Annotated in this window: 9 protein-coding genes; all 9 read right to left on the bottom strand. The window is 73.1% G+C overall.

What is annotated here, in order from left to right:
• Positions 1 to 12: 12 nt before the first annotated feature.
• Positions 13 to 7,299 (bottom strand): amino acid adenylation domain-containing protein, encoded by a 7,287-nt coding sequence (locus ACH4UM_RS15340; RefSeq protein WP_398178280.1) that lies wholly within the window; start codon positions 7,297 to 7,299, stop codon positions 13 to 15.
• Positions 7,300 to 7,361: 62 nt separating this feature from the next.
• Entirely contained in the window at positions 7,362 to 13,049 is a 5,688-nt protein-coding gene (locus tag ACH4UM_RS15335; RefSeq protein ID WP_398178277.1) for an amino acid adenylation domain-containing protein, read from the bottom strand.
• Positions 13,042 to 16,863: an amino acid adenylation domain-containing protein gene (locus tag ACH4UM_RS15330; protein WP_398178274.1), complete on the bottom strand. Its 3,822-nt coding sequence runs from the start codon at positions 16,861 to 16,863 to the stop codon at positions 13,042 to 13,044. The genes ACH4UM_RS15335 and ACH4UM_RS15330 overlap by 8 nt, the downstream gene beginning before the upstream one ends.
• Positions 16,864 to 16,865: 2 nt before the next feature.
• Positions 16,866 to 17,909 (bottom strand): TauD/TfdA family dioxygenase, encoded by a 1,044-nt coding sequence (locus ACH4UM_RS15325; RefSeq protein WP_398178271.1) that lies wholly within the window; start codon positions 17,907 to 17,909, stop codon positions 16,866 to 16,868.
• 8 nt (positions 17,910 to 17,917) lie between these two features.
• Positions 17,918 to 19,237 carry an MFS transporter gene (locus tag ACH4UM_RS15320; RefSeq protein WP_398178268.1) on the bottom strand — a complete coding sequence of 440 codons (1,320 nt, stop codon included), beginning with the start codon at positions 19,235 to 19,237 and terminating at the stop codon, positions 17,918 to 17,920.
• Positions 19,173 to 20,762: a condensation domain-containing protein gene (locus ACH4UM_RS15315; RefSeq protein WP_398178265.1), complete on the bottom strand. Its 1,590-nt coding sequence runs from the start codon at positions 20,760 to 20,762 to the stop codon at positions 19,173 to 19,175. Before ACH4UM_RS15315 ends, ACH4UM_RS15320 begins: the two co-directional genes overlap by 65 nt.
• A complete protein-coding gene (locus ACH4UM_RS15310; protein ID WP_398178262.1) occupies positions 20,762 to 20,998 on the bottom strand; it encodes an MbtH family protein in 237 nt (78 codons plus the stop codon). The genes ACH4UM_RS15315 and ACH4UM_RS15310 overlap by 1 nt, the downstream gene beginning before the upstream one ends.
• 473 nt (positions 20,999 to 21,471) lie before the next feature.
• The gene (locus ACH4UM_RS15305) at positions 21,472 to 21,771 is read right to left on the bottom strand and encodes a hypothetical protein (protein ID WP_398178259.1); all 300 of its coding nucleotides are present in this window, start codon (positions 21,769 to 21,771) and stop codon (positions 21,472 to 21,474) included.
• Between the two features lie 7 nt (positions 21,772 to 21,778).
• Positions 21,779 to 21,949 carry a hypothetical protein gene (locus ACH4UM_RS15300; RefSeq protein ID WP_189289577.1) on the bottom strand — a complete coding sequence of 57 codons (171 nt, stop codon included), beginning with the start codon at positions 21,947 to 21,949 and terminating at the stop codon, positions 21,779 to 21,781.
• Positions 21,950 to 22,213: the final 264 nt, after the last annotated feature.

The raw sequence follows: 22,213 nt of genomic DNA, 5'->3' as shown, positions 1-22,213 counted from the left end.
TGACAGATCGGCTCAGTCGGCGAGCAGCGCCTGAGCTTCTTCCTCGGTCAGTTCCTCGATTTCGGCGAGGATGTGGTCCTCGACTACGAGCGCGGTGTCCTCCAGCGTCTGGCTGTCGAACAGGACGCGGATGGGCAGTTCGGTGCCGAGCGCCTTGCGCAGGCGGACCACCGCGCGCATGGCCATGAGCGAATCTCCGCCGAGGGCGAAGAAGTTGTCGTGGATGCCGACGCGCTCGACCTGGAGCATGCCTGCCCAGACCTCGGCGATGGCCTCCTCGATCGGCGTCCGCGGGGCCTCGTAGGGCGGCGCGGCTTCCTCGACCGCCTGCTCGGGAACCACCAGGGCCCGCCGGTCCACCTTGCCGTTCGCGGTGAGCGGCAGTGCGTCGATCTCCACGTAGACGTCCGGCACCATGTAGCGGGGCAGCTTGTTACCGAGGAAGTCGCGGAGATCCTGCGGAACATCGTGCATGGTCTGCGGGACGACGAAGGCGACCAGCCGCTTCGCGCCGCGCGGCTCCCCCTGGACCACGGTCACCGCTGCCCGGATGTCCGGGTGCTGCATGATCGCGGTCTCGATCTCGCCGAGTTCGATGCGGTAGCCCTGCACCTTGACCTGGAAGTCCTCGCGGCCGAGGAACTCGATGTCGCCGCTCGGCAGGAAGCGTCCGAGGTCTCCGGTGCGGTAGAGGCGCTGGCCGGTCTCCGGGTGGACGACAAAGCTGGCCTTCGTCTTGGCCTCGTCGCGCAGATAGCCCTGCGCCAGACCCACGCCGCCGATGTAGAGCTGGCCCGGCACCCCGATCGGCCGCGGCCGGAGGGCGTCGTCAAGGACATGGAACGTCTGGTTCCGCATCGGCCTGCCGTACGGGATGCTCGGCCAGTCGGCGGGCACGTCCCCGATCGGGTAGAGGATGGACCAGATCGACGCCTCCGTCGCGCCGCCGAGGCTGACGACCTCGGGGGCGCCGAGTGCCCGCCGGATGCGGTCCGGCAGAGTGACCGGCAGCCAGTCGCCGCTGAGCATCACGAGCCGCAGCGCGGTGCTGGTCGCCTCCTTCATACTCATGTGCTCGACGAGCAGCTCCATCAGCGCCGGCACGGAGTTCCAGAGGGTGACCCGGGCCGTTTCCAGCAGATCGAGCCAGGCCGCCGGGTCGCGGTGCGCGCTCGCGTCCGGCATGACGACGGAACCGCCGACCGCCAACGGGCCGAAGACGTCGTACACCGACAGGTCGAAGCTCAGCGAAGACAGGGCCAGGACCCGGTCGTCCGCCCCGACACCGAAGCGGTCGTTGATGTCGACGACCGTGTTGAGGGCGCCGCGGTGGTCGATCATCACGCCCTTCGGCAGACCGGTCGAACCCGAGGTGAAGATCACGTACGCGAGATCACCCGGCGTGGCGGGACCGTCCAGCCGCAGACCGTCGGCCGCGTCTTCCTCCAGAGGGAGTTCATCGACCCGGAACACGGCCTGTACGCCGTCGAAGCGGTCCTCCCTGCCCTGTGCGACCCGGCCCTGGGTGAGGACCGCGCGGGCCTGTCCGTGTTCGAGCAGGAGCTGGACGCGCTCGTCGGGCAGTTCGGGGTCGATGGGCAGGTACGCAGCGCCCGCGGCGAGGATGCCGAGGACGGCGGCGCACTGTTCCCAGCCCTTCTCCATCACGACGGCGACCAGGTCGCCCGGGCGCACATCGAGGCCGGTCAGACGCCGGGCGATGCCACCGGCCCGCGCGGCGAGTTCGCCGTAGCTGAGCGTGCGGCCGGGGGTGACGACGGCGGTGCGCTCGGGCGTCCGGGCCGCCGTGGCGAAGAACGGCGCGTGCAGCAGCCCCGCCGGCAGCGGGCCCTCGGTCCGGTTGTACGCCTCCCGCTCGGCCAGTTCGGCGCGCGGGACGAGCAGGGGCGCGGGCCGGCTCCAGTTCTCCTCGTCCTCCGCGAGCCACCGCAGCAGTTCCAGGGTGGCCGCGTGGATCGAGCCGACCAGGCCCTCGGGGAAGAGCTGTTCGACCGCGTCGATGTCGAACGCGAGCGCGCCGTCCACCTCGTAGACCTGCGCGTCGATCCAGACCTGCGGGGTCTGCGAGATGCTGTACGCCACTTCACCGATGGGTGTGTCCTGGCCGTGGTCGAGGAAGAGGCTGGTGAACACGACCGGCATGGCCGCGGCAGCGTCACCGCGCACCTTCTTCATCTCACGGATGACGCGGACACCGCTGAACACGCGGTGGTCGATGTCGGTGATGAGCCGGTCCCGCACGGCGCAGGCACGCGCCTCGAACGAGGCCTCGCTCGCCGCGTCGACCTCCAGCAGCGTCACCGAGGTGAAGTCACCGACGATGGCGTCCACCTCCGGGTGGAGCGGAAGCCGGTTCGCCATGGGGAGGTTGAGCGTGAAGCGGCGGTTCTTCGACCATGTGGCCAGCGCCTCGCTGTAGGCCGCCAGGAGCAGTGCGGTGGGGGTGATGCCACGCTGCGACGCCCATCCCTTCACGCGCTCCCAGGTCTCCCGGGGCATCTTGCCCTCCACCCGCTTGAAGCGCGGGGACTCGACGGTGCGTGGGTCGCAGGCCAGCGGCAGCTCCGGGGCCGTCGCCAGGCCGGGGATCCGCTCCCTCCAGTAGGTCTCCGCGCGGCGGTACAGCTCGGACGACTCCAGGTCCTTCTCCGCCAGCACGTAGTCACGGAAGGACAGCTGCAGCGCGGGCAGTTCGACGTCCGGGTGCTCGTAGAGGTGGGCGAGTTCACGCAGCAGGACGTTGGAGGCCCGGGCATCGGTGACCAGGCCGTCGATGCTGTAGTGCAGTCGGGTGCGGTCGCCGTCGAGGACCGAGGCGCGCAGTTCGAACAGCGGCCAGCGGTCTGCCTGGAAGTTCTGGTGGGACATGGCCGCGCGGGTGCTGTCGAGCGCCGCGCTCACCTCGTTCCCGGGCAGCCCGCGCAGGTCCTCCGTCTCGATGACGTAGTCGGGGACGTCGGTCAGGATCTGCTGCTCGCCGTGCGGGAGCACGATGGCGCGGAGCATGCCGTGCCGCTGGATGAGCCGGCGGAACGCCTGCTGCATACGAGGCAGGTCCAGGTCCTGGACGTCGAACTCCTCATAGCCGTGCATGCCGACGTTACCGATCTCGAAGACGCCGGTACGGCCGATCCAGTACGCCTGCTGCACGTCCGTCAGCGGGAAGGGCACACCCTCGTTCGCGGGGTCGGGCACGACGGCCGGCAGCGCCTCCAGCAGGGTGTCGCCGGCCTCGGCGCGGGCGGCGCGCACGGCGGCGGCCAGGCCTCGGATCGTCGGCTCGCCGACGAACGTGCGCAGCGGGACCTCGACGCCGCACACCGTGCGGACCTGCGCGACGAACTGCGCCGCGAGCAGGGAGTGGCCGCCGAGTTCGAAGAAGTTGGTGTCCGGTGCGATGTCCGCCATGCCGAGGAGGTCCGAGAAGATCGCGGCGACCTGGCGTTCGGTGTCGTCGGCGTAGTCCGCGCGGCCCTCGGGGGTCGCGGCCTGCGCGGCAGGCTCCGAGTCCGGCGCGAGGTCGGCGCTCGGCTCCACGACCGTCTGGCAGCTGCCGGCGACCGAGCCCACCACGCGCGCCGCCCACCGCTCGACTGTGGCGTGGTCCGCCCGGGACCACACGAAGCCGGTCCACGGGATCTCGGACTCGCGACGCACCAGCGCGACCTGCGTTTCCACGACGGCGGCGACGGCCGAGCGGGACGGGTCGAAGTCGTCACCGCCCACGAGATGGACCTCGCAGGCGAGCACGGTGCCCGCGGGCGCCTGGGCGACCGCCGCGATGGCGCGCTCCAGTGCGTCCCGCACACGTTGCTGCGGGGCCGTCGCGTCGAGCAGGACCAGGACGGTGGACGGTACGGCCGCCGCCGCGGACAGCGGGGTGACCGTGGCACCCGCGGGTGACAGGGCCCGGCCGAACACGGCCGCGACCCGCTCGTCACCCGTCGACGCGTAGTGCGCACCCGTGTGCCGGCGGGCGTCGGCGCCCGCCGGGGTGTTCAGGGGCTCCAGCTCCGGTACGAAGCGGTGCCCGCCGCGGAAGGCGACCACGGGCTCCTCGGGCTTGGCGTCGATCTCCGTGAGCAGCGCGGCGGCCAGCCTGCGGGCGGCCGCGGCGGTCCCGGGTACGGGCAGGTCGAGAAGCGTCCGGGAGCCCGGCCGTCCGGCGCGGGCCCAGGCGGTCAGCGCGCCCCGCTCGGGCACGAGCGGTTCCTCACCGGTGACGTCGAGCGCGCCGGACACCACGGCGACGAGCCGCGCGCCGTCGTCCCCGCGGGCCGCGAGAGCCCGTTCGAGTGTCTCCAGTTCCTCCGGTGCACCGTCGGCGCGGGCCTCCTCGGCGCCGGTGCCGAGCAGCGCCGTGTGGAGCACGCCCTCGATCCGCTCGTCCGCGGGGAGCGACGAGGCCAGGATGCGGTCGCAGTCGTCCCGGGTGCCGACGGCGTCGGCCGGGATCTCGATCACCCGGCGGTGTGCGCCGCGCAGGCGCTCGGTGAGGCCGTCGGGGGCCCCCACCGGGTTCGTGACCAGCAACCAGGAGGCCGGTGCCGCACCGTCGTGTGCGCCCGCGGGGGTCGCCGGGCCTACCCGGCGGAAGCCGCGCACCGCCAAGCCGTCCGGGTTCGCACGCACCGTGCGGGTGCCGCGCGGCGGGTCGACCCAGTACCGCTCGCGTTCGAAGGGGTACGTCGGAAGCACGGTCCGCAGCGGCGTCTCCTCGCCGTGCAGCGCCTCCCACGCCAAGGGCGCTCCCAGGCGCCACAGTTCGCCGGCGGCGGTCAGCACCTCCGTCTCGGCGTCGGGACCGGCCGACGGCAGTGAGGCGACCGCCCCGTGCAGGTCGTTCCCGCCGCGGACCAGGCCCGTCAGGACCCGGCCCGGACCGACCTCGAGCAGCGTCGCGTCGGGGCGGCACACCGTGCGCAGGCCGTCCCCGAACCGCACCGTGGAGCGCAGGTGACGGGCCCAGTACGCCGGGCTGGTGGCCTCTTCCTCGGTGATCCACGTGCCGGTCACGTCCGATACGAAGGGGATCCGGGGGGCCGCCAGCGCGACGCGGGCGACCTCCGCCTCGAACGCGTCGGCGGCGTCGTCCATCATTCGCGAGTGGAAGGCGTGCGAGGTGCGCAGCCGCTTCGTGGTGACCCCGCGTTCGGCGAGGCGCTCCTCGACGGCGGCGACCGCCTCGAAGGGACCGGACACCACGCACTCGCGCGGCCCGTTCACCGCGGCCAGGGCCACCTCCGCGCCGAGGAGCGGCGTGACGTCGCCCTCCGCCAGCGGAACGGCCGCCATCGCACCGGCGGGCGCGCCCTGCATCAGCCGACCGCGCACGGCGACCAGGCGCAGCGCGTCCTCGTACGACATGACCCCGGCCAGGCACGCGGCCACGAACTCGCCGAGGCTGTGTCCCAGCATGGCCGCCGGGCGAATGCCCCAGGAGATCCACAGCTGGGCGAGGGCGTACTCCACGGCGAAGAGGGCGGGCTGCGCGTACTCGGTCCGCCGGATCTTCTCCTGAGCGGTCTCCCGCTCCGCCTCGGCGGGGTACAGCAGACGGCGGATGTCCTCGCCGAGGACCGGCAGGAGGATCCCGGCGGCGCGATCGACCTCCGCGCGGAAGACCGGCTCGCGCTCGTACAGGGCGAGTCCCATGCCGACTCGCTGTGCGCCCTGCCCCGGGAAGGCGAAGACGACCTCGCGGTCCCGTTCCGTCTCGGGCTCGGCGGGGCGCGCCGGGGCGGGCCCGCTCAGCGCCTCGGCCGCCTCCTCGGTGCCCCCGGCCACGACGAAGCGCCGGTACGGCAGGGTCCAGCGGCCGCGCTGCAAGGTGTACGCCACGTCGTCGAGGCGCTCCTGCGGGTGCGCGCGCAGATGGGCGGCGAGTTCCGCGGCCGCGGTGTCGAGCGCGGTGGGCGTGGCGGCCGAGAGGGGCAGCACGTGCCGGGCGCGCCCCGGGCCGGCGGCGGCGCGCTCGGGCGCCTCCTCCAGGATCACGTGGGCGTTGGTACCGCCGATGCCGAAGGAGCTGACGCCCGCGCGCAGCAGGTCGCCCTGCCACGGGGTGAGGGTGGCGTTGACGTAGAACGGCCCCTCGTCCAAGCCGAGTTGCGGGTTCGGCGCGGTGTAGTGGAGGGACGGCGGGAGTTCCCGGGCCTTGAGCGCCAGCACCGTCTTGATCAGGCCGACCACGCCCGCGGCGGTGTCGAGGTGGCCGATGTTGGTCTTCACCGAGCCGAGGGCGCAGCGGTGCGCGGCGCCCGCGTCGGCGAAGGCGTTCTTCAGGGCGGCCACCTCGATTGGGTCGCCGAGCTGGGTGCCGGTGCCGTGGGCCTCCACGTACGACACGGTGGCCGGGTCGACCTCGGCGACGTCGAGGGCCTCCGCGATCACGTCGGCCTGTCCCTCGACGCTCGGGGCGGTGAAGCCGACCTTGCGGGCGCCGTCGTTGTTGATGGCGGAACCACGGATCACCGCGTGGATCACATCGCCGTCCACGAGGGCATCGGCGAGGCGCTTGAGGACCACGACACCGGCGCCGCTGCCCGGCACGGTGCCGGACGCACCGGAGTCGAAGGCCCGGCAGCGGCCGTCGGCGGACAGGACGCCGCCCTTCTCGTAGCGGTAGCCGCGCCGGTGCGGGACGACGGTCGCCCCGCCGGCGAGCGCGACATCGCACTCGCCGCCTATCAGGGCCTGACACGCGGTGTGCACGGCCACCAGCGAGGTGGAGCAGCCGGTCTGCACGCTGACGCTCGGGCCGCGCAGGTTCAGCTTGTACGAGACCCGGGTCGGCACGAAGTCCTTGTCGTTGCCGATGGAGGTCTGGAAGGCGCCGATGCGCTCGACCAGGCCGTCGTGGGCCAGCAGGTTGTGGCGCAGGTACGCGCTCTCCCCCACTCCGGCGTAGACACCGGTGACGGCGTCGGTCGCGTCCGAGGGCCGGCCCGCGTGCTCCAGGGCCTCCCAGGCACACTCCAGGAAGATCCGGGCCTGCGGGTCGAGCATCTGGGCCTCGCGCGGGGAGAACCCGAAGAACCGCGCGTCGAACCGCTCCATGCCGTCGAGGACGCCGAGCGCCGGACGGTGGTCCGGGTGCGCGATGTCCTCGGGGGCCGCGCCGTCGGCGAGGAGTTCCTCGTCCGTCAGGGTCGTGACGCTGTCCACGCCGTCGCGCAGGTTGCGCCAGAAGGCGTCCGGCGTGCGGGCGCCGGGAACCCTGAGGGCCATGCCCACGACGGCAACGGCGCCGGCGGGCAGGTGGTTTTCGTCGCTCATCGCTTCTCTCTCCAAGTGGTCCGTCATCGGTGGCTTCACCTGCGTCCGCGGCGTCTGCGGTCTCATGTCGTCTGCCTCCTGGTCCTCGCCGCCCGAGCGCCCTGCCGCTGCCGGCGGGCGGCGCCGCGGCGGCGCCCCTCCCCTCCGGCGGCCGCTGTGGGCCCGTCGCCGGCGGCGAGGTGCCGGGCGAGGGTGCGTACCGTCGGGTACCGGAACAGGTCGACCACCGGCACCGCCGTGCCGAGCGTCTCGGACAGCCGGGACTGCACGCGCACGACGAGGAGCGAGTGGCCGCCCAGTTCGAAGAAGTTGTCGTCCACGCCGACGTGCTCGGCGGCGAGGACCTCGCGCCAGATCGAGGCGACCACGCGCTCCACGTCGCCCATGGGCGCGTCCGGCACCGTGGCCGTCGACTCCGGGCGGACGGGGGCCGGCAGGGCGCGCCGGTCGGTCTTGCCGCGCTCGTTGCGGGGCAGCCGGTCCAGCGTGACGATCGCGGTGGGCACCATGTAGCCCGGCAGCCGCTGCTCCAGGTGCGCGCGCAGCTCCGCCTCCGGCGTGGCGCCGGCGAGCGCCACGTATCCCACGAGCTCAGGCCGGCCGGGGATGTCCTCGCGCAGCACCGCCGCCGCATCCCGCACCCCCGGGTGCGCGGCGAGAGCGGCCTCGATCTCGCCGAGTTCGATGCGGAAGCCGCGCAGCTTGATCTGGTCGTCGGTGCGCCCGAGGAACTCCAGTTCGCCGTCGGCGCCGCGGCGGGCGCGGTCCCGGGTGGCGTACATGCGCTCACCGGGCCGCCCCCAGGGGTCGGGCAGGAAGGATCCGGCGGTGCGCCCGGGATCGCCGAGGTAGCCGTGCGAGACGCCGGGGCCCGCGAGGTACAGGTCGCCGGGGACGCCCTGCGGAACCGGCCGCAGCGCGGCGTCCAGCACATAGGCGCGCACCCCGGGCAGCGCTCTGCCAATCGGTACGGTGCCGCCCGGCGCCCGCCCGGACACCGCGGTGGCGGACGGCTCGTGGACGGTTGCCGTGATGGTCGTCTCGGTCGGGCCGTAGGCATTGAGCAGGCGGATGTGTGCGGGCGCGGTGGCCTGCCACTCGGCGAGCTTGCCGCCGTCGACGCGCTCGCTGCCGACGATCACGAGGCGCAGCTGGTGGCACGCCGCCGGCGGGTGCCGGTCCAGGGCGGACACCCACTCGTGCCAGTACGATCCGGGCAGGTTGAGCACCGACAGGCGTTCGCGCCGGGCGAGGGACGTCAGCTCGGCGATGCCGGGCACGGGCCCGGTCGGCAGCAGGACGACGGTCGCGCCGCGGACGAGGCTCGCGAAGAGCTCCTCCGCCGCCACGTCGAAGGTGAGCGACGCGAACTGCAGGACCCGGTCCTCGGCGCCGAGTCCGTACCGCTCCGCGACCGCCTCCAGCGTGTGCACGAGGTTCGCGTGGCTGACGCACACCCCCTTCGGGCGGCCCGTCGTGCCGGAGGTGTACAGGACGTACGCGGTCGCCGCGGGGTGCACGGCCGGCTCCCCGGCGGGCAGGTCGGCCCCGGCCGCGAAGGTGTCCTCCACGGCGGCGAAGGGCACCGTCACGTCCGGCGGCGCGCCGTCCGCGCGCGACCCGAGGACGAGGGCGGCCGCCGCGTCGCGCAGCACATGACCGAGACGTTCCGGCGGGGTGCCCAGGTCGACGGGGACGTAAGCGGCGCCCGCCTTGAGCACGCCGAGCAGCGCGGCGGGCCACGCCAGGCAGCGGTTCATCCGTACGACGACGGTGTCGCCGGCGCCCACCCCGTGAGCGCGGAGGTACGCGCACACGGCGTCCGAGCGCTCGCGCAGCTCCGCGTAGCCGATCGACCGGTCGCCCTGCACCAGTGCCGTGCGCTCCGGCGTGCGGGCGGCCGCGGCGTCGACGAGCCCGTGCAGTGTGGCGGACGGCCGCTCGGGCGCCCCGGCCACCGGCCCGACCAGGGCGGTGAGTTCCTCGGCGCCGATCATCTCCAGTTCGGTCAGGCGGGCGTCCGGTGTGGCGAGCGCGGAGTCGAGGAGCGTGACGTAGTGCCGCATCATCCGCTCGACCGTTGCGCGGTCGAAGAGGTCGACGTCGTACTCCACCGAGCCGCACAGTTCGCCGGCGTCCAGCGACGCCTCCTCCCACGCCACGGTCAGGTCGAACTTGGCGGCCCTGACCGTGCCTTCGCGCAGTGACACCGTCAGGCCGGGCAGCGCGGTGGTGCCCGCCGGCGCGTTCTGCATCGCCAGCATCACCTGGAACAGCGGCGTCCGGCTCGGGTCACGCGGCGGCCGTACCGCCTCCACGATCTGCTCGAACGGCACGTCCTGGTGCTCGTAGGCGCCCAGCGTGGTCTCCCGCACCCGGGCGAGGAAGTCCGCGAAGGTGAGCCGGTCCTCCCAGCAGGTGCGCAGCACCAGCGTGTTCACGAAGAAGCCGACGAGTTCCTCGAACTCCGGCCGGGTGCGCCCGGACACCGGCGTGCCGACGCTGACGTCCCGCGTCTGCGCGTACCGTCCCAGGACGAGCTGGAACACGGCCAGGAGCGTCATGAAGCGGGTCACGCCGTGCGCCCGGCTCACCTCGCCGAGGCGCTCGGTGAGCTCGGGGGTCAGCCGGAGCGGGAACACCTCCCCGGAGTTCCGGGGGACGGGGGGACGCGGGCGGTCGGTCGGCAGGTCGAGACTCGCCGGCGCCCCCGCGAGGCGGTCCTTCCAGTAGGCGAGTTGCTCCTCGCGCGCACCGGCGTCGAGGAAGCGCCGCTGCCACTCGGCGTAGTCCGCGTACTGGACCGGGAGGGGCGGCAGGGACGCCGCCGCGCCGTCCAGGGCCGCCGCGTACAGCGCACCCAGGTCGCGGATCAGGACGCCCACCGACCAGCCGTCGGAGACGGCGTGGTGCATCGTGAGCAGCAGCAGGTGCCGCTCCTCGGCGAGGCGCAGCAGGCGGACCCGGGCCAGCGGCCCCCGGGCCAGATCGAAGGGTTCTTCGGCCTCGCGCCGCGCGCGCTCGTCGGCCTCACGCTCGCGGACCGTCTCCGGCAGCTGCCGCAGGTCCTCGATCTGGACGGGGAGTTCCGCGTCCGCGTCGACCACCTGGAGCGGCTCGTCGCCGTCCGCCACGAGCCGGGTGCGCAGCGAGGCGTGCCGCCGCACCAGCGCCCGGACTCCCTCGCCGAGCGCGGCCACGTCGAGCGGACCGTCGACGGCGAGTACCAGCGGCACGTTGTACAGGGGGCTGCCCGGGGCCAGCCGGTCCAGGAACCACAGGCGCCGCTGGGCGAAGGACAGCGCGTGCGGGCCGTCGCCGGTGGCGGCGACGGGCAGGTGGGTGTCCCCGCGGCGGGCCGCCGCGGCACGCGCGGCGAACCCCTCGACCGTCGGCGCCTCGAAGACCGCGCGGACGCCGAGTTCCACGCCGAGCCGTGCCGCGACGCGTGTCACGGCCTGCGTCGCGAGGAGGGAGTGACCGCCGAGCGCGAAGAAGTCGTCGTGGGCGGAGATCCTCGGGACGCCCAGGAGGTCGCCCCAGACCTGCGCGACGAGTTCTTCGGTCGCACCGCGCGGCGCGACGTACGTCTCGGCCTGGACCCCGTCCTCGTCCGAGGGGGCGGGCAGGGCGCGGCGGTCCAGCTTGCCGTTGGGGGTGACCGGCAGTTCGGGCAGCGTGACGTACCGGGCCGGCACCATCGCCTGGGGCAGCCGGGACGCGACGTACGCGCGCAGCTCGCGAGGCGTGGCCCGCCGCGCGCCCCGCGGGACGACGTACGCGACGAGGCGCACGGAGCCGTCCGTGCCCTGGACGTCGACGAAGGCCGCCTGCACGTCCCGGTGCGTGGAGAGCACTCCGGCGATCTCGTCGGGCTCGATGCGCACGCCCCGGATCTTCACCTGTGTGTCGGCGCGGCCCAGGTACTCGAGCGCACCGTCCTCGCGCCAGCGGACCACGTCGCCGGTGCGGTACAGGCGCTCGCCCACGCCGAACGGGCTCGGCACGAACCGCTCCGCGGTCAGGTCGGGCCGTCCGGCGTAGCCGCGCGCGAGGCCCGCACCGCCGATGTGCAGCTCGCCGGGCACCCCGATGCCGGACTCCCGGCCGTACGGGTCCAGCACGTGCAGGCGGGTGTCGGCGACGGGCCTGCCGATGGGCGTACGCGCCGCGTCCGGCGCCGGGTCCACGACGTCGTACGTGCTGGCGATGGTGGTGCCCTCGGTGGGGCCGTAGGCGTTCACCAGCCGCAGCCGGGGCGCGGCCGAGCGCAGGGCAGCCACCCGTCGCGCGTCCGCCGCCTCGCCGCCGAAGAAGAGGGTGCGAAGGGAGGCGAACATGGCCGGCTCGGTGTCCACGCACCGGTGGAAGAGGGCGGTGGTGAGCAGCATCGCGGTGACGCCGTGCTCCTCGACGCGGCCCCGGAGCAGGGCGGGCGTGAGCACCTCGTCCTTGCTGATGCCGACCAGCCGGGCGCCGTTCAGCAGCGCGCCCCAGACCTCCCAGGTGGCCGCGTCGAAGGAGGTGTTGGCCACCTGCGCGACGACGTCGGAGGGTCCGAAGCCGAGGTAGTCCGCGTCGCACACGAGGCGCACGATCCCGCGGTGGGTGATCGCGACGCCCTTGGGACGGCCGGTGGACCCGGAGGTGTAGAGCACACATGCCTGCTGCTCCGGATGCACCGCGGGCGCCTGCGCCCTGGTCACGGGGAGGCCGGCACGCGGCGCGGGCAGTGCGTCCACCCGCAGGACGGGCACCTCGGCGAAGTCGACGTCCCGGTCGGCGAGCACGAGGCGCGCGCCGCTGTCTTCCACCATGAACGCCAGCCGCGCTTCCGGGTGTCCCGGGTCCAGCGGCAGGTACGCCGCACCCGCGGTGAGGACGCCGAGCATGGCGACGACGAGCGACGCCGACCGCTCCATGGCGAGGCCGACCACGCTCTCCGGCCCGACGCCGCGCTCGGTGAGTAGGTGCGCCGTGTGCGCGGCGCGTTCCCGGAGCCGGGCGTAGCTGAGGGTCTCGTCGCCGTAGATCAGTGCGACGGCGTCCGGGGTGGCCTCGGCCCGGGCCTGGAAGGCGGCCACGACGTTCTCGGCGTGGGCCGCGCCTCCTTCGGTGCCCCATGCGGCCAGCAACGCACGTTCCGCGGGCGTGGTGTGCGCCAGGTCCGCGAGGTGTGCCCCGGGCGTGGCCAGCGCCGATTCGAGCAGGGTCAGGTAGTGCGTGGCGAGCCGTTCGACGGTCGCGCGGTCGAGCACGTCGCCGTCGTACTCCGCCGTACCGCGCAGCACGCCCGGCCCCGAGCCGCCGGCCGGCTCCGCCTCCCACGCGACGTACAGGTCCTCGGTCCGGAACGGCGGCACGGTGCCCGGCCCGCCGGACGACCCGGGGGCCGCTGGCGGGCATTCGTCCACCTGGCGCAGGAACTCCGCGAAGCTCTGCCCGTCCTCCCAGCGCGCCGTGACGGGCCGGGTGCGCGGGCCCGAGGAACCGTCCGACGGCAGGTGCACGTCGATGCCGACGTCCCGCACCCCCGCGTACCGGCCCATGACGAGCTGGAACACGGCGAGGAGCGTCGTGGCGCGGGTGACTCCGTGCGCCCCGCTCACCTCGTCGAGTCGGCAGGCCGTGGCCGGATTCAGGGTGAACGTGAGGGACCGCGTGCCGCGGCGGCGCTCGGCGGAGGGCACCCGGTCCGCGGACAGACGGAGCGCGGGCGGCTCGGAGCCCGGCTGCTGGCGTTCAGTCACGGTTCCCCCGACCCTGCGTGGGCTCCTCGATCGCCCGCGTCACCAGGCCGGCGAGCTCGCCGACCTCGGGCGCGCGCATGATGCCGTGGTGGTCCGCGTCGACGGAGGCGAATGAGAGGCCCGGCCCGACCAGCGCGCGCCAGCCCCAGCTCCGGTCCTCGTCCTGCGGCTCGCCCGTGGGCTCGGCGCGGACCAGCAGGACGGGGTAGTCGGGGGTCCGGGTGCTGTCGTCCGTGTCCTCACAGAGCCCCTCCAGCGCGGTCATGTTCGACGCGTAGACGTCGAACAGCGTGCGCAGTTCCGCCTCGCCGGCGGTCGGCGGCAGGTGCCCGTTGCTCTGCATGGCCTCGAGGAGGAGGTCGTACGCCGCGGGTCCGGAGGGCAGTTCGTCGGGCAGCTGAAGCTCGTAGTGCCAGGCGAAGCGGCCGACGAGGACCGACTCGGTCAGCGGCTGCGGCGCGTCACCGGCCTCGTCCTCCTCGTCGTACCCGGGGGCCGGGCAGTCGACGATCACCAGCCTGGCCACCTCCACGCCCTTGCGGCGCAGGGCCCGGGCCGTCTCCAGGGCCATCAGTCCGCCGTAGCACCAGCCGATGAGCACCGGCGGCTCGTCGCAAGCCGCGGCGATCGTCTCCGCGTAGCTCTCGGCCATCTCGCGGAAGTCCCGGTGCGGCGGCCTTCCGTGCAGCCCCCAGGACTCGACGCCGAGCACGGGCCGGTCGGCCGGGAGCAGCCGGGCGAGTTCCCAGTAGCTGAGCGTGCTGCCGCCGCCGGGGTGGATGCAGAACACCGGGGCGGCGCCCTTGGCGTGCCGCAGCGGCACCAGGTTGGAGTCCTGGGCATCGCTGCCGCGCACCAGTTCGGCCATCGCGGCGACGGTCCGCGCCTTGAAGATCGCGGACATCGGGAGCCGGCAGCCGAAGGCGGCGTTGGTGCGGGAGATCAGCTTGATGGCGCGCAGCGAGTGTCCGCCGAGCTCGAAGAAGTCGTCCTCGGGTGAGATGCCGTCCACGCCCAGGACCTCGGCCCACAGCACGAGCAGCCGCTGTTCGACGGCGTCGCGCGGGCGGCCGGCCCGGGTGCGCTGCGCCTCCACCGGCGTCAGTGCCTTCCGGTCGAGTTTGCCGTTGCGGGTCAGCGGAAGCCGTGGCAGGACCTGCCATCCGGTCGGGACCAGGGCCGCGGGCAGCTCGTCACCGAGAGCCTTCCGCAGGTCCGCGACCGACGGGGCGCTCTCCTCGGTGGCTCCCACGACGTAGGCGTCGAGGTGGGACACCAGGCCGTTCTCGTCGGTGCGCGCGACCACGGCCGCGGCGCGCACGCCGGGCCGGCGGTGCAGCAACGCCTCGACCTCACCGAGTTGGAGCCGGTAGCCGCGCAGTTTGACCTGGTCGTCGAGGCGGCCGATGATCTCGACGCCGACACCGGGCACCACTCGGCCGACATCGCCGGACCGGTAGCCTCCCTCGTCTCCGGGGCGGCCGAAGCCGGTGCGGCCCTTGTCGAGTTCGGACAGGTAGCCGAGGGCGACGCCGGGGCCGCTGATCAGCACCTCGCCGGGGCACCACGGCGGCAACGGCCGGCCCTCGCCGTCGATGACGGTCAGCGTGTTCCGCCCGAGGCCGGTGCCCACCGGTACCGAGGAGCACCGCGCGTCGACCGCCGCCTCCAGCGGCAGGCACGAGGCTCCGATGGTGGTCTCCGTGGGCCCGTAGTGGTTGAAGACCCTCAGCGCGGGGGCGAGTTCGCGCAGCCGGTCGTGCAGCGCGCGCGGCAGCGGCTCGCCGCCGAGCACCAGCACCTCGCGCGGGAGCAGCTCCCGCGGGTCGTCGGCCTCGGCCAGCAGCGCGGAGAGGTGCGAGGGCACGAGCTTCATCGCGGCCACGGGGTGGGCGCGCAGCCGCTCGGCGAGCGCCCGCGGGCTGGCGGCGACGTCCGTGTCGAAGAGATGGACGCAGCCGCCGCTCGCGAGCGTGGGGAACACGGCCGTGTAGGAGAGGTCAGCGGCCAGCGTGGACACGGCCGCGAACCCGGCGCCGTCCGGCAGCCCGAACCGGTCCAGCGCCGCGTCGGCGTAGTGGGCCAGCTGTCGGTGGCCCACCACGACGCCCTTCGGCAGCCCCGAGGTACCCGAGGTGAAGATCACGTACGCGGGGCCCTCGGCGGTGACCGAGTCCGGCGTGCGGTCGGCGGCCGGCCCGTCGAGGTCCGGCACGGGCAGCGACGGGACGGAGAGCGCCACCTGCGCTGCGGCCCGGGGCACCAGCACGGGTGCGGAACCGAGCTGGCCGACCACGGTCTCGATGCGCTCCGTGGGCCACGCCGGGTCGACGGGCGCGAACGCGGCCCCGGCCAGCCAGATGCCGAGCATCGCGGCCAGCGTGTCCGCCGATGCCGGGGCCAGCAGGGGTATCCGGTCGCCGGCCCGTACTCCCCGCATGCGCAGCAGGGCACCGACCGCCTCGGCCCGCCGGGCCAGTTCGCGGTAGGTCAGAGTCTCGTCCCCGCTGCGTACGGCTGCCAGATCAGGGGTTCGCCCGGTCTGCTCCAGGAAGCGTCGCAGCACCGTCTCGTGCTCGCCGGCGAGTTCGGCCGCCGGCTCGGGCACGGCGGCCGCGACCAGACGCAGCGTGCCCGCGGCCCGCCCGGGATCGGCGAGGGCGTCGGCGAGCAGCTGCTCGTACGCTTCGGCGAGCGGCACCAGGTCGTCGGGGGCGATCCGGGCGCCGGTGCCCGCGAAGGTCAGGAACAGGCTCTCGGGGCCCTCGGTGCACTCCAGGTGGAGCGTGCCGGGCGTCTCGGACCTGTCGAGGAGCCCCGGTTCGATGACCGCGGCCCAGGGGTCCCGCTGGTGGCGGAAGGAGAGTACGGGGCCCAATTCGCCGCTGACGGCGGTCTGCGGGTCGCACTGGCACTCCTTGGCCGCGGCGTTCCGCAGGGCACCGGCCGCGGCACGCGCGGCGCTCGCGTACGCGTCCTCCGGGTCGAGGGGCAGACGCGTGGCCACCGGGCGGTCGAACGGACCGGGCATTGCGCTGAGTCCGTCCGCGGAGCGCCCGTCCGTGACCACCAGGACCCGGTCGTCACTGTTGTGGGTGTAGCGCGCGTACAGGGAGCGCCACGCGGCGAGCAGCAGCGCCGCCTCGTCCACGTCGAGGTCACGGGCGACGGCGCGCAGCCGCTGCAGCACGGGGCCCTGGACCGTCAGGGTGAGCGTCTCGGGTGCGGCGTCGGGGTCGCACACCCGGTCGGGCGCGAGGAACGGGAGCGCGGTCCGTGTGCCGGCTGTCTCCTCCGTATCCTCGGCAGGGTCCGCCGCGGCGAGTTCGTCGGTGAGCCAGCCGGCGACGTCGGCGTACTGCAGCCGCTCCTGCGCGGTCTGCGCGTCGCCGTCCCGGGGCTCCTCGCCGAGCAGGAAACCGGTGATCAGGCTCCAGGTCGTCCGGTCCACGCTCAGCCGCGGCAGACCGAGGCGCAGCAGGGTGCCGTCCGGGCTGTCGGTGTGCTCGACCGTGAGCTCGCCGGCCCGCAGCAGCGTGCTGCCGAGCGGTCCGGGCCCGACGTCGGCCGGTCCGGCCGCGTCCACCACCTGGACGGGGAGCCGCAGCCCGGGAAGGGCCACGTACCTGGTCCGCAGGATCTCGTGCTCCTCGACCAGTGCGGTCAGCCGCCCGGCCAGCAGGCCGGCGCCGATCCTCGACGGGCAGCGCACGCTGCGCTCGGCCCTGTTCTGTGCGCCCTCCCGCAGGTAGACCGCCTGCTGCTGGGGCGAAAGCTGGTAACCCTCGATCTGCTCGGGCTCGACCGCGGTCATCGTCATTCCCCCGTACATTCGTTCTGAGATCCGTCGTGCTCGTCGGTCATCGCCACCAGGACCCGGCGCGGGCCCTCGTACGGGTCCCGCCCGTGCGAGACGAGCATGTTGTCGATCAGCAGGACATCGCCCTCCTGCCAGGGCTCGCGCACCGTCTCGGCGTCGAAGGCCGCGCGCACCTCGTCGAGCACGGCGTCCTCGATGGACTCGCCGTCCCCGAAATAGACCTGCCGCGGGATGTCCGCGGGGTCGCCGTCCAGCAGTTCGGCGCTCACCTCGGCGGGCAGCGCGGAGGTGTGGAAGAGGTGGGCCTGGTTGAACCAGAGTTCCGCCCCGGTCACCGGGTGCTCGATCACGGCCTGGCAGATCTGCGAGGTGCGCAGCTGGTCATCCCCGTACCAGGTGAACTCGATGCCCTGGGCCCGGCAGAGCGCCTCGACCTCGGTGCGGTCCTCGGTCTCGAACGCCTGCTGCCAGCTCAGGTCGAACCCGGTCCCGTAGTTGCGCACGTACCGCACCCCGCGCCGCGCGAACTCGTCCAGCAGCGAGCGGTCCAGGCGTGCCGCGACCCGGCGGCTGTCCGCGAGCGGTGTCGCGCCGCCCGCGACGGCCGCCTGGTGGCAGTAGAACCACAGGTACGTCGGCCAGATCCGCGCATAGGCCATCTCGTTGTGCTGCGGGATGGTCTGGTCGGCGGGGTACTCGGTCGACGTGTACACCCCGGCCACGTCCGCGCGGCTGCGCGGCGTCGATCCGTAGGTGTAGTTGAGCAGCTCCGGGGACCACGACTTGACGACGGCGTGGAAGTCCTCGGCGTCGGATATGGGGAAACCCCGGAACAGCACCGCGCCGCGTTCGCCCAGCAGAGTCTCCACGCGGGAGCGGTTCGTGCGCACCCAGTGGGCGAGGTCCACCGAGGGCGCCGTGGGCTCGACCACGGAGATGACGGAATGCCGGCTGTGGCTGACGGACACCAGTTCCTGCGTGCCGGACACGGCGACACGGCGACGGATGCCCCGGACGCTCGTGGGAGACGTTGTGGTCATGATGGTCCTCACTGGTCGAGTTGGAGAGACGGCTGGGGGGACTGCGGCTCGTCCGCGGCCTGTGCCGCCTGTGCCGCCTCGTCCAGCCGGCGCACACCGCGAGCCGGGGAGAGGAGCAGGATCACGGACGGCACGAACAGGCCGATCGCCGACACCAGGACGGCCTGCCTGAGGCCCAGGGCGGTGCCGAGCGCGCCACCGAGCAGCGAGCCCACCGAGAGGGCGCCCCAGGCGAAGGTGCGCACCGTGGCGTTCACCCGCCCGAGCAGGTGGTCCGGGGTCACCGCCTGCCGGAAGCTGATGACGGTCACGTCGAAGACGGGGATGCCGAAGAGGGCGACGAAGCTGGCGACCGCCGCGGTCGCGACCGCCCCGAAGGAGTTCCCGTGCACGCTCGCGAGGACGAGGTAGCCCAGTGCCGGGAAAGTCAGGGAAAGGACCAGCGTGGGTCCGACGCCCAGCCGGAGGGTCAACCGGTCGGCGGCCAGCGCACCGCACAGGGCGCCGGCGCTGCCGATTGCCGTGATCACGCCGATCTCGGCTGCTCCGACCTTGGCTTCCCTGATCAGGAAGAGGAAGTACACGGCCATCACGGCGCTGAAGAAGAGGCTGGTGAAGACCGCGGCCACCGTGCACCAGCACAGCAGGGCATGCTGCTTGATGACGCTGAAGCCCTCGCGTACCGACGCCCAGACCGAGGGCGCTTTCCCGTCGGCCTTCGGGGCGTGCGGAGCCGCGTCCGCCGGCAGCTTCAGCAGCGCCAGGGAGGAAACGGCGTAGCTCACGGCGTCCAGGAGGATCACCACGGGCGCGCTCAGGGCGCTGATCAGCACACCCGCGGCGCCGGGGCCGACGACCTCGGCCACGGACTCCGACACCTGGAGCTTCCCGTTAGCCTCCATCAGCCGTTCGCGGCCGACCAGGCCGGGGACGTAGGACGGATAGGCGATTTCGAAGAAGACGGTCATCGTGCCGACGACGAAGACGACCAGGAACAGCTGTGCCATGGTCAGCATGTCCAGCGCGTAGGCGAAGGGGATCCAGGCCAGCGCGGCGAACCGGACGGCGTTGGTCCAGATGAGGATCGGCCGTCGGGCCCGGCGGTCCACGAACACGCCGACGAAGAGTCCGAACAACAGGAACGGCAGCTTCTCGAGCGCCCCCACCAGCCCGGACTCCATGGCTGTCGCGTCCAGGACCAGCACCGCGGTGAGGGGCAGCGCGACATAGGTGACCTGCGTTCCGAGGAACGAGATGGACTGACTAGACCACAGCAGGAAGAAACTGCGGTGCCGGAAGAGGGAGCCCGGCTTGGCGGTTATCGCCACTGGAGACCTCCAGTTCGGTCGTATGGGTTGCGATCTCGGAAAGCCGTCGGTCCGGGGCGGCCGCGGCGGCCGAGAGGAAGGCGCTGAACTCCTCGATCAGGCCGCGCACGCTCTCCTCGTCGAACAGCGAGGTGTCGTACTCGACACGAAGTTCCAGCCGGTCCCCCGTCGGGAGGACATGGAAGGTGAGGTCGAACTTCGTCGCCTCGATGGTGTCGGCCGCTTCCTCGACCTCGAGGCCGGCCATCTCCAGGGGTGCGTCGGGAACGTTCTGCAGGGCCAGCCAGGCCTGGAACAACGCCTTGCGACCGTCGGTCCGCTCACCCACGCGTTCGATGACCTGCTGGAACGGCACGTCCTGGTTCTCGTAGGCGTGGAGCGTGCGCTCTCGTACCCGGGAGAGCAACTCGGCGGCGGTGGGGTCGCCGGACAGGTCCGTCCGCATCGCGAGCGTGTTGATGAAGCAGCCGATCAACGGATCGACCTCGGGGTCGGGCCGGCCGGCCACCGGCGTTCCGACCACCACGTCCTGGCGCCCCGCGCGGCGGCCGAGGACCGCCGAGTAGGCCGCGAGCAGCACCATGAACAGGGTCGCCCCGGTGCGCTGGGTCAGTCGGAGGGCCGGATCCGCCGGGATCGCGGTGGTGAGACAGCGCCCCGGTACCAGCGGCCGGTGCTCCGCCGGCCTGGGCCGGTCGGTGGGCAGCCCCAGGTCACGTGGAGCGCCGTCGAGCGTCTTCTGCCAGTAGGCCAGCTGCCTGGCGAAGGGCTCGGCCTGGGCGCGTTGCCAGCGAGCGTGGTCGCGATACTGGACGGTGAGCTCGGGAAGTCCGGGCCGCTCGCCGCGGATGTGCATGGTGTACGCGGTCGTCAGCTCCTGGAGCAGGATGTTGGTCGACCAGGCGTCCGTGACGATGTGGTGCAGCGTGACGTGCAGATAGTGCTCGTCGTCGGAGACCTTCAGCAGCACGGAGCGGATCGGCGCGTCCGCCTCCAGGTCGAACGGCGCGGCGGCGGCACGGTCGAGCAGCTCCCCCACGTTCCCCTCCACGTCCCGGCACGGCAGGTCCACAGGCTCGGGATCGTGGACGACCGCGATCGGTTCGCCTTCGGGCCCGATCGGATAGCGCGTGCGCAGAATGCTGTGCCGGGCGGTCAGCGTCCGCAGCGCCTCCGTGAGGGCGGGCACGGACAGGGCCCCTCTGAGGTGGAGGGTGACCGGCACGTGATAGGCGGACGAATGGTCCTCGAAGGTGTACGCGATCCAGAAACGCTCTTCGGGAAAGCTCAGCGGTCCGCGCCGCTGATCGGCGGAGAGCGCAGGGGATTCCGCCCCGGCCGCGGGCGGGGAGGCAGCACCGGGCCGCCTGCCGCCGCCGGCCAGGCGCTTCGCCAGGAGTGCGCGCTTCGCCGGCGATATCGCGTCCAGGCGTGACCGCGCCGTTCTTCCCTCACCCGGCGCATCGGCTCGCTGCGGTACGGAGATCAGTGCCTCGGGAGTGGCATCGGAGCCGCCGGGGGTCATCACCGCTCCCCCCGGCCGTCGGCGGAGGCCTGCGCCATGTGTGCGACCAGACTCAGCGGACGCATGTCGGTCCAGTGCGTGTTGATGTATTCGAGGCAGGAGGACCGGTCGGCAGCGCCGTGGCACACGGTCCATCCGGCCGGGACGTCCGCGAAGGCGGGCCAGATCGAGTACTGGCCCTCACCGTTCACTACGACGTGGAAACTGCCCTGGGGGTTGTCGAGCTGGTTCGACATCACACCTCGCTTCGCCTGATGTTCCATGGGATTGCGCCGGCGGCCGGGTCGGTCGTGGTGAGGCCGTCCGCACGCCGTGCTGCGCATCGGCCCCGGTGCGACGAGACGCGCGACGCGACCCCAGGTCCCGGTTGTCCGTGTCTGTCGGCACCGTCCCCGTGCCGGCGTGGTCGGTCGCCGACGCACCGGGCAACCGCTCCTCCGACGGAGACAGCGGCGACCGCAGGGGTGCGGCGGCGGATGGCAGGCATGACTGATCGCCTCTTTCCAAGGGCAGGCACAGGGGACGGCACGGAGCTCACGTCATCGCGGCTGTGCTGCGGGAACAGCCGTCGCGAGGACGTGGCGACGGGGGACGGCTTCGCGCACGACGCGCTCTGCTGGCCTGGTGCGGACTGCTGTCCTGCAGGAACAGCGGTCGAAAGGGCGGGGGCCGGCCTCGGCGGCGTGTCGGAAGGCGATCGGTGACGCGGCTACACCGGCATGTCGGGCGGCAGGTAGCGGTGCTGCATCAGCGGTGAAGCCGCGTGGCAGCGGTGCAACAGGTCGTTGATGCGGCAGGTCGCACTGCGGAAACCGGGCGCGGTGGGATCGAGAGTGAGCAGGTACATCAGCAGGTCGACACGGTCTCTCTCGGCACGGCCGGAAGCGTGCTCCAAACCGTCCTCGGATGTGGTGTGGGCCCACAGGGTGCCCAGCACCTCGGACACCTCGCTGATCGGGTCGGTAAGACCTCTGCCGCGACGGTTCAGGCTCGTGTAGACGATCTCCATACGGCGGTCAGCCGCCCCAGGTACCTGTGCTCGGGGACGCCACCTGGGTGGCAGCGGCCGGGGCGGCTCCCGCCGTGGTGGAGGGTACGGCCGCGACCGCGGCGGGGGTGACGAGCACGGTGACGCCGAGTACGAGGGCGGCGACCGCGGCGGCCTTGGCGATACAGGTGCGGAGCATGGTGCGAACGTTCCTTCCGAATCAGATGGCGAGGTGCCCTGGTCCGGTCTCGCGTCCCGCGGTTGACGCTTCGACCGGCTGCCGTTCGGGCTGTTGCGTGCCGGCGATGAATAGCTTCACCGCAGACCAGAACCGGTGGAAGGTTTTCCGGGAGTCCTGAACAGGGCCTATCCGGATCAGGACATGCGGCCGCGCTCGTCTGCAGCCGCCGCAGGCCCTGCGAGCCCTGAACGGGTGCGGACATTCCGGTTTCGTCCGCCGTCG

The organism is Streptomyces sp. NPDC020801 (genome assembly GCF_044334385.1).
Classification (GTDB): Bacteria; Actinomycetota; Actinomycetes; order Streptomycetales; family Streptomycetaceae; genus Streptomyces.
Note: the sequence above shows the minus strand (reverse complement) of the source record. Positions and strands in the feature narration are given on the sequence as shown.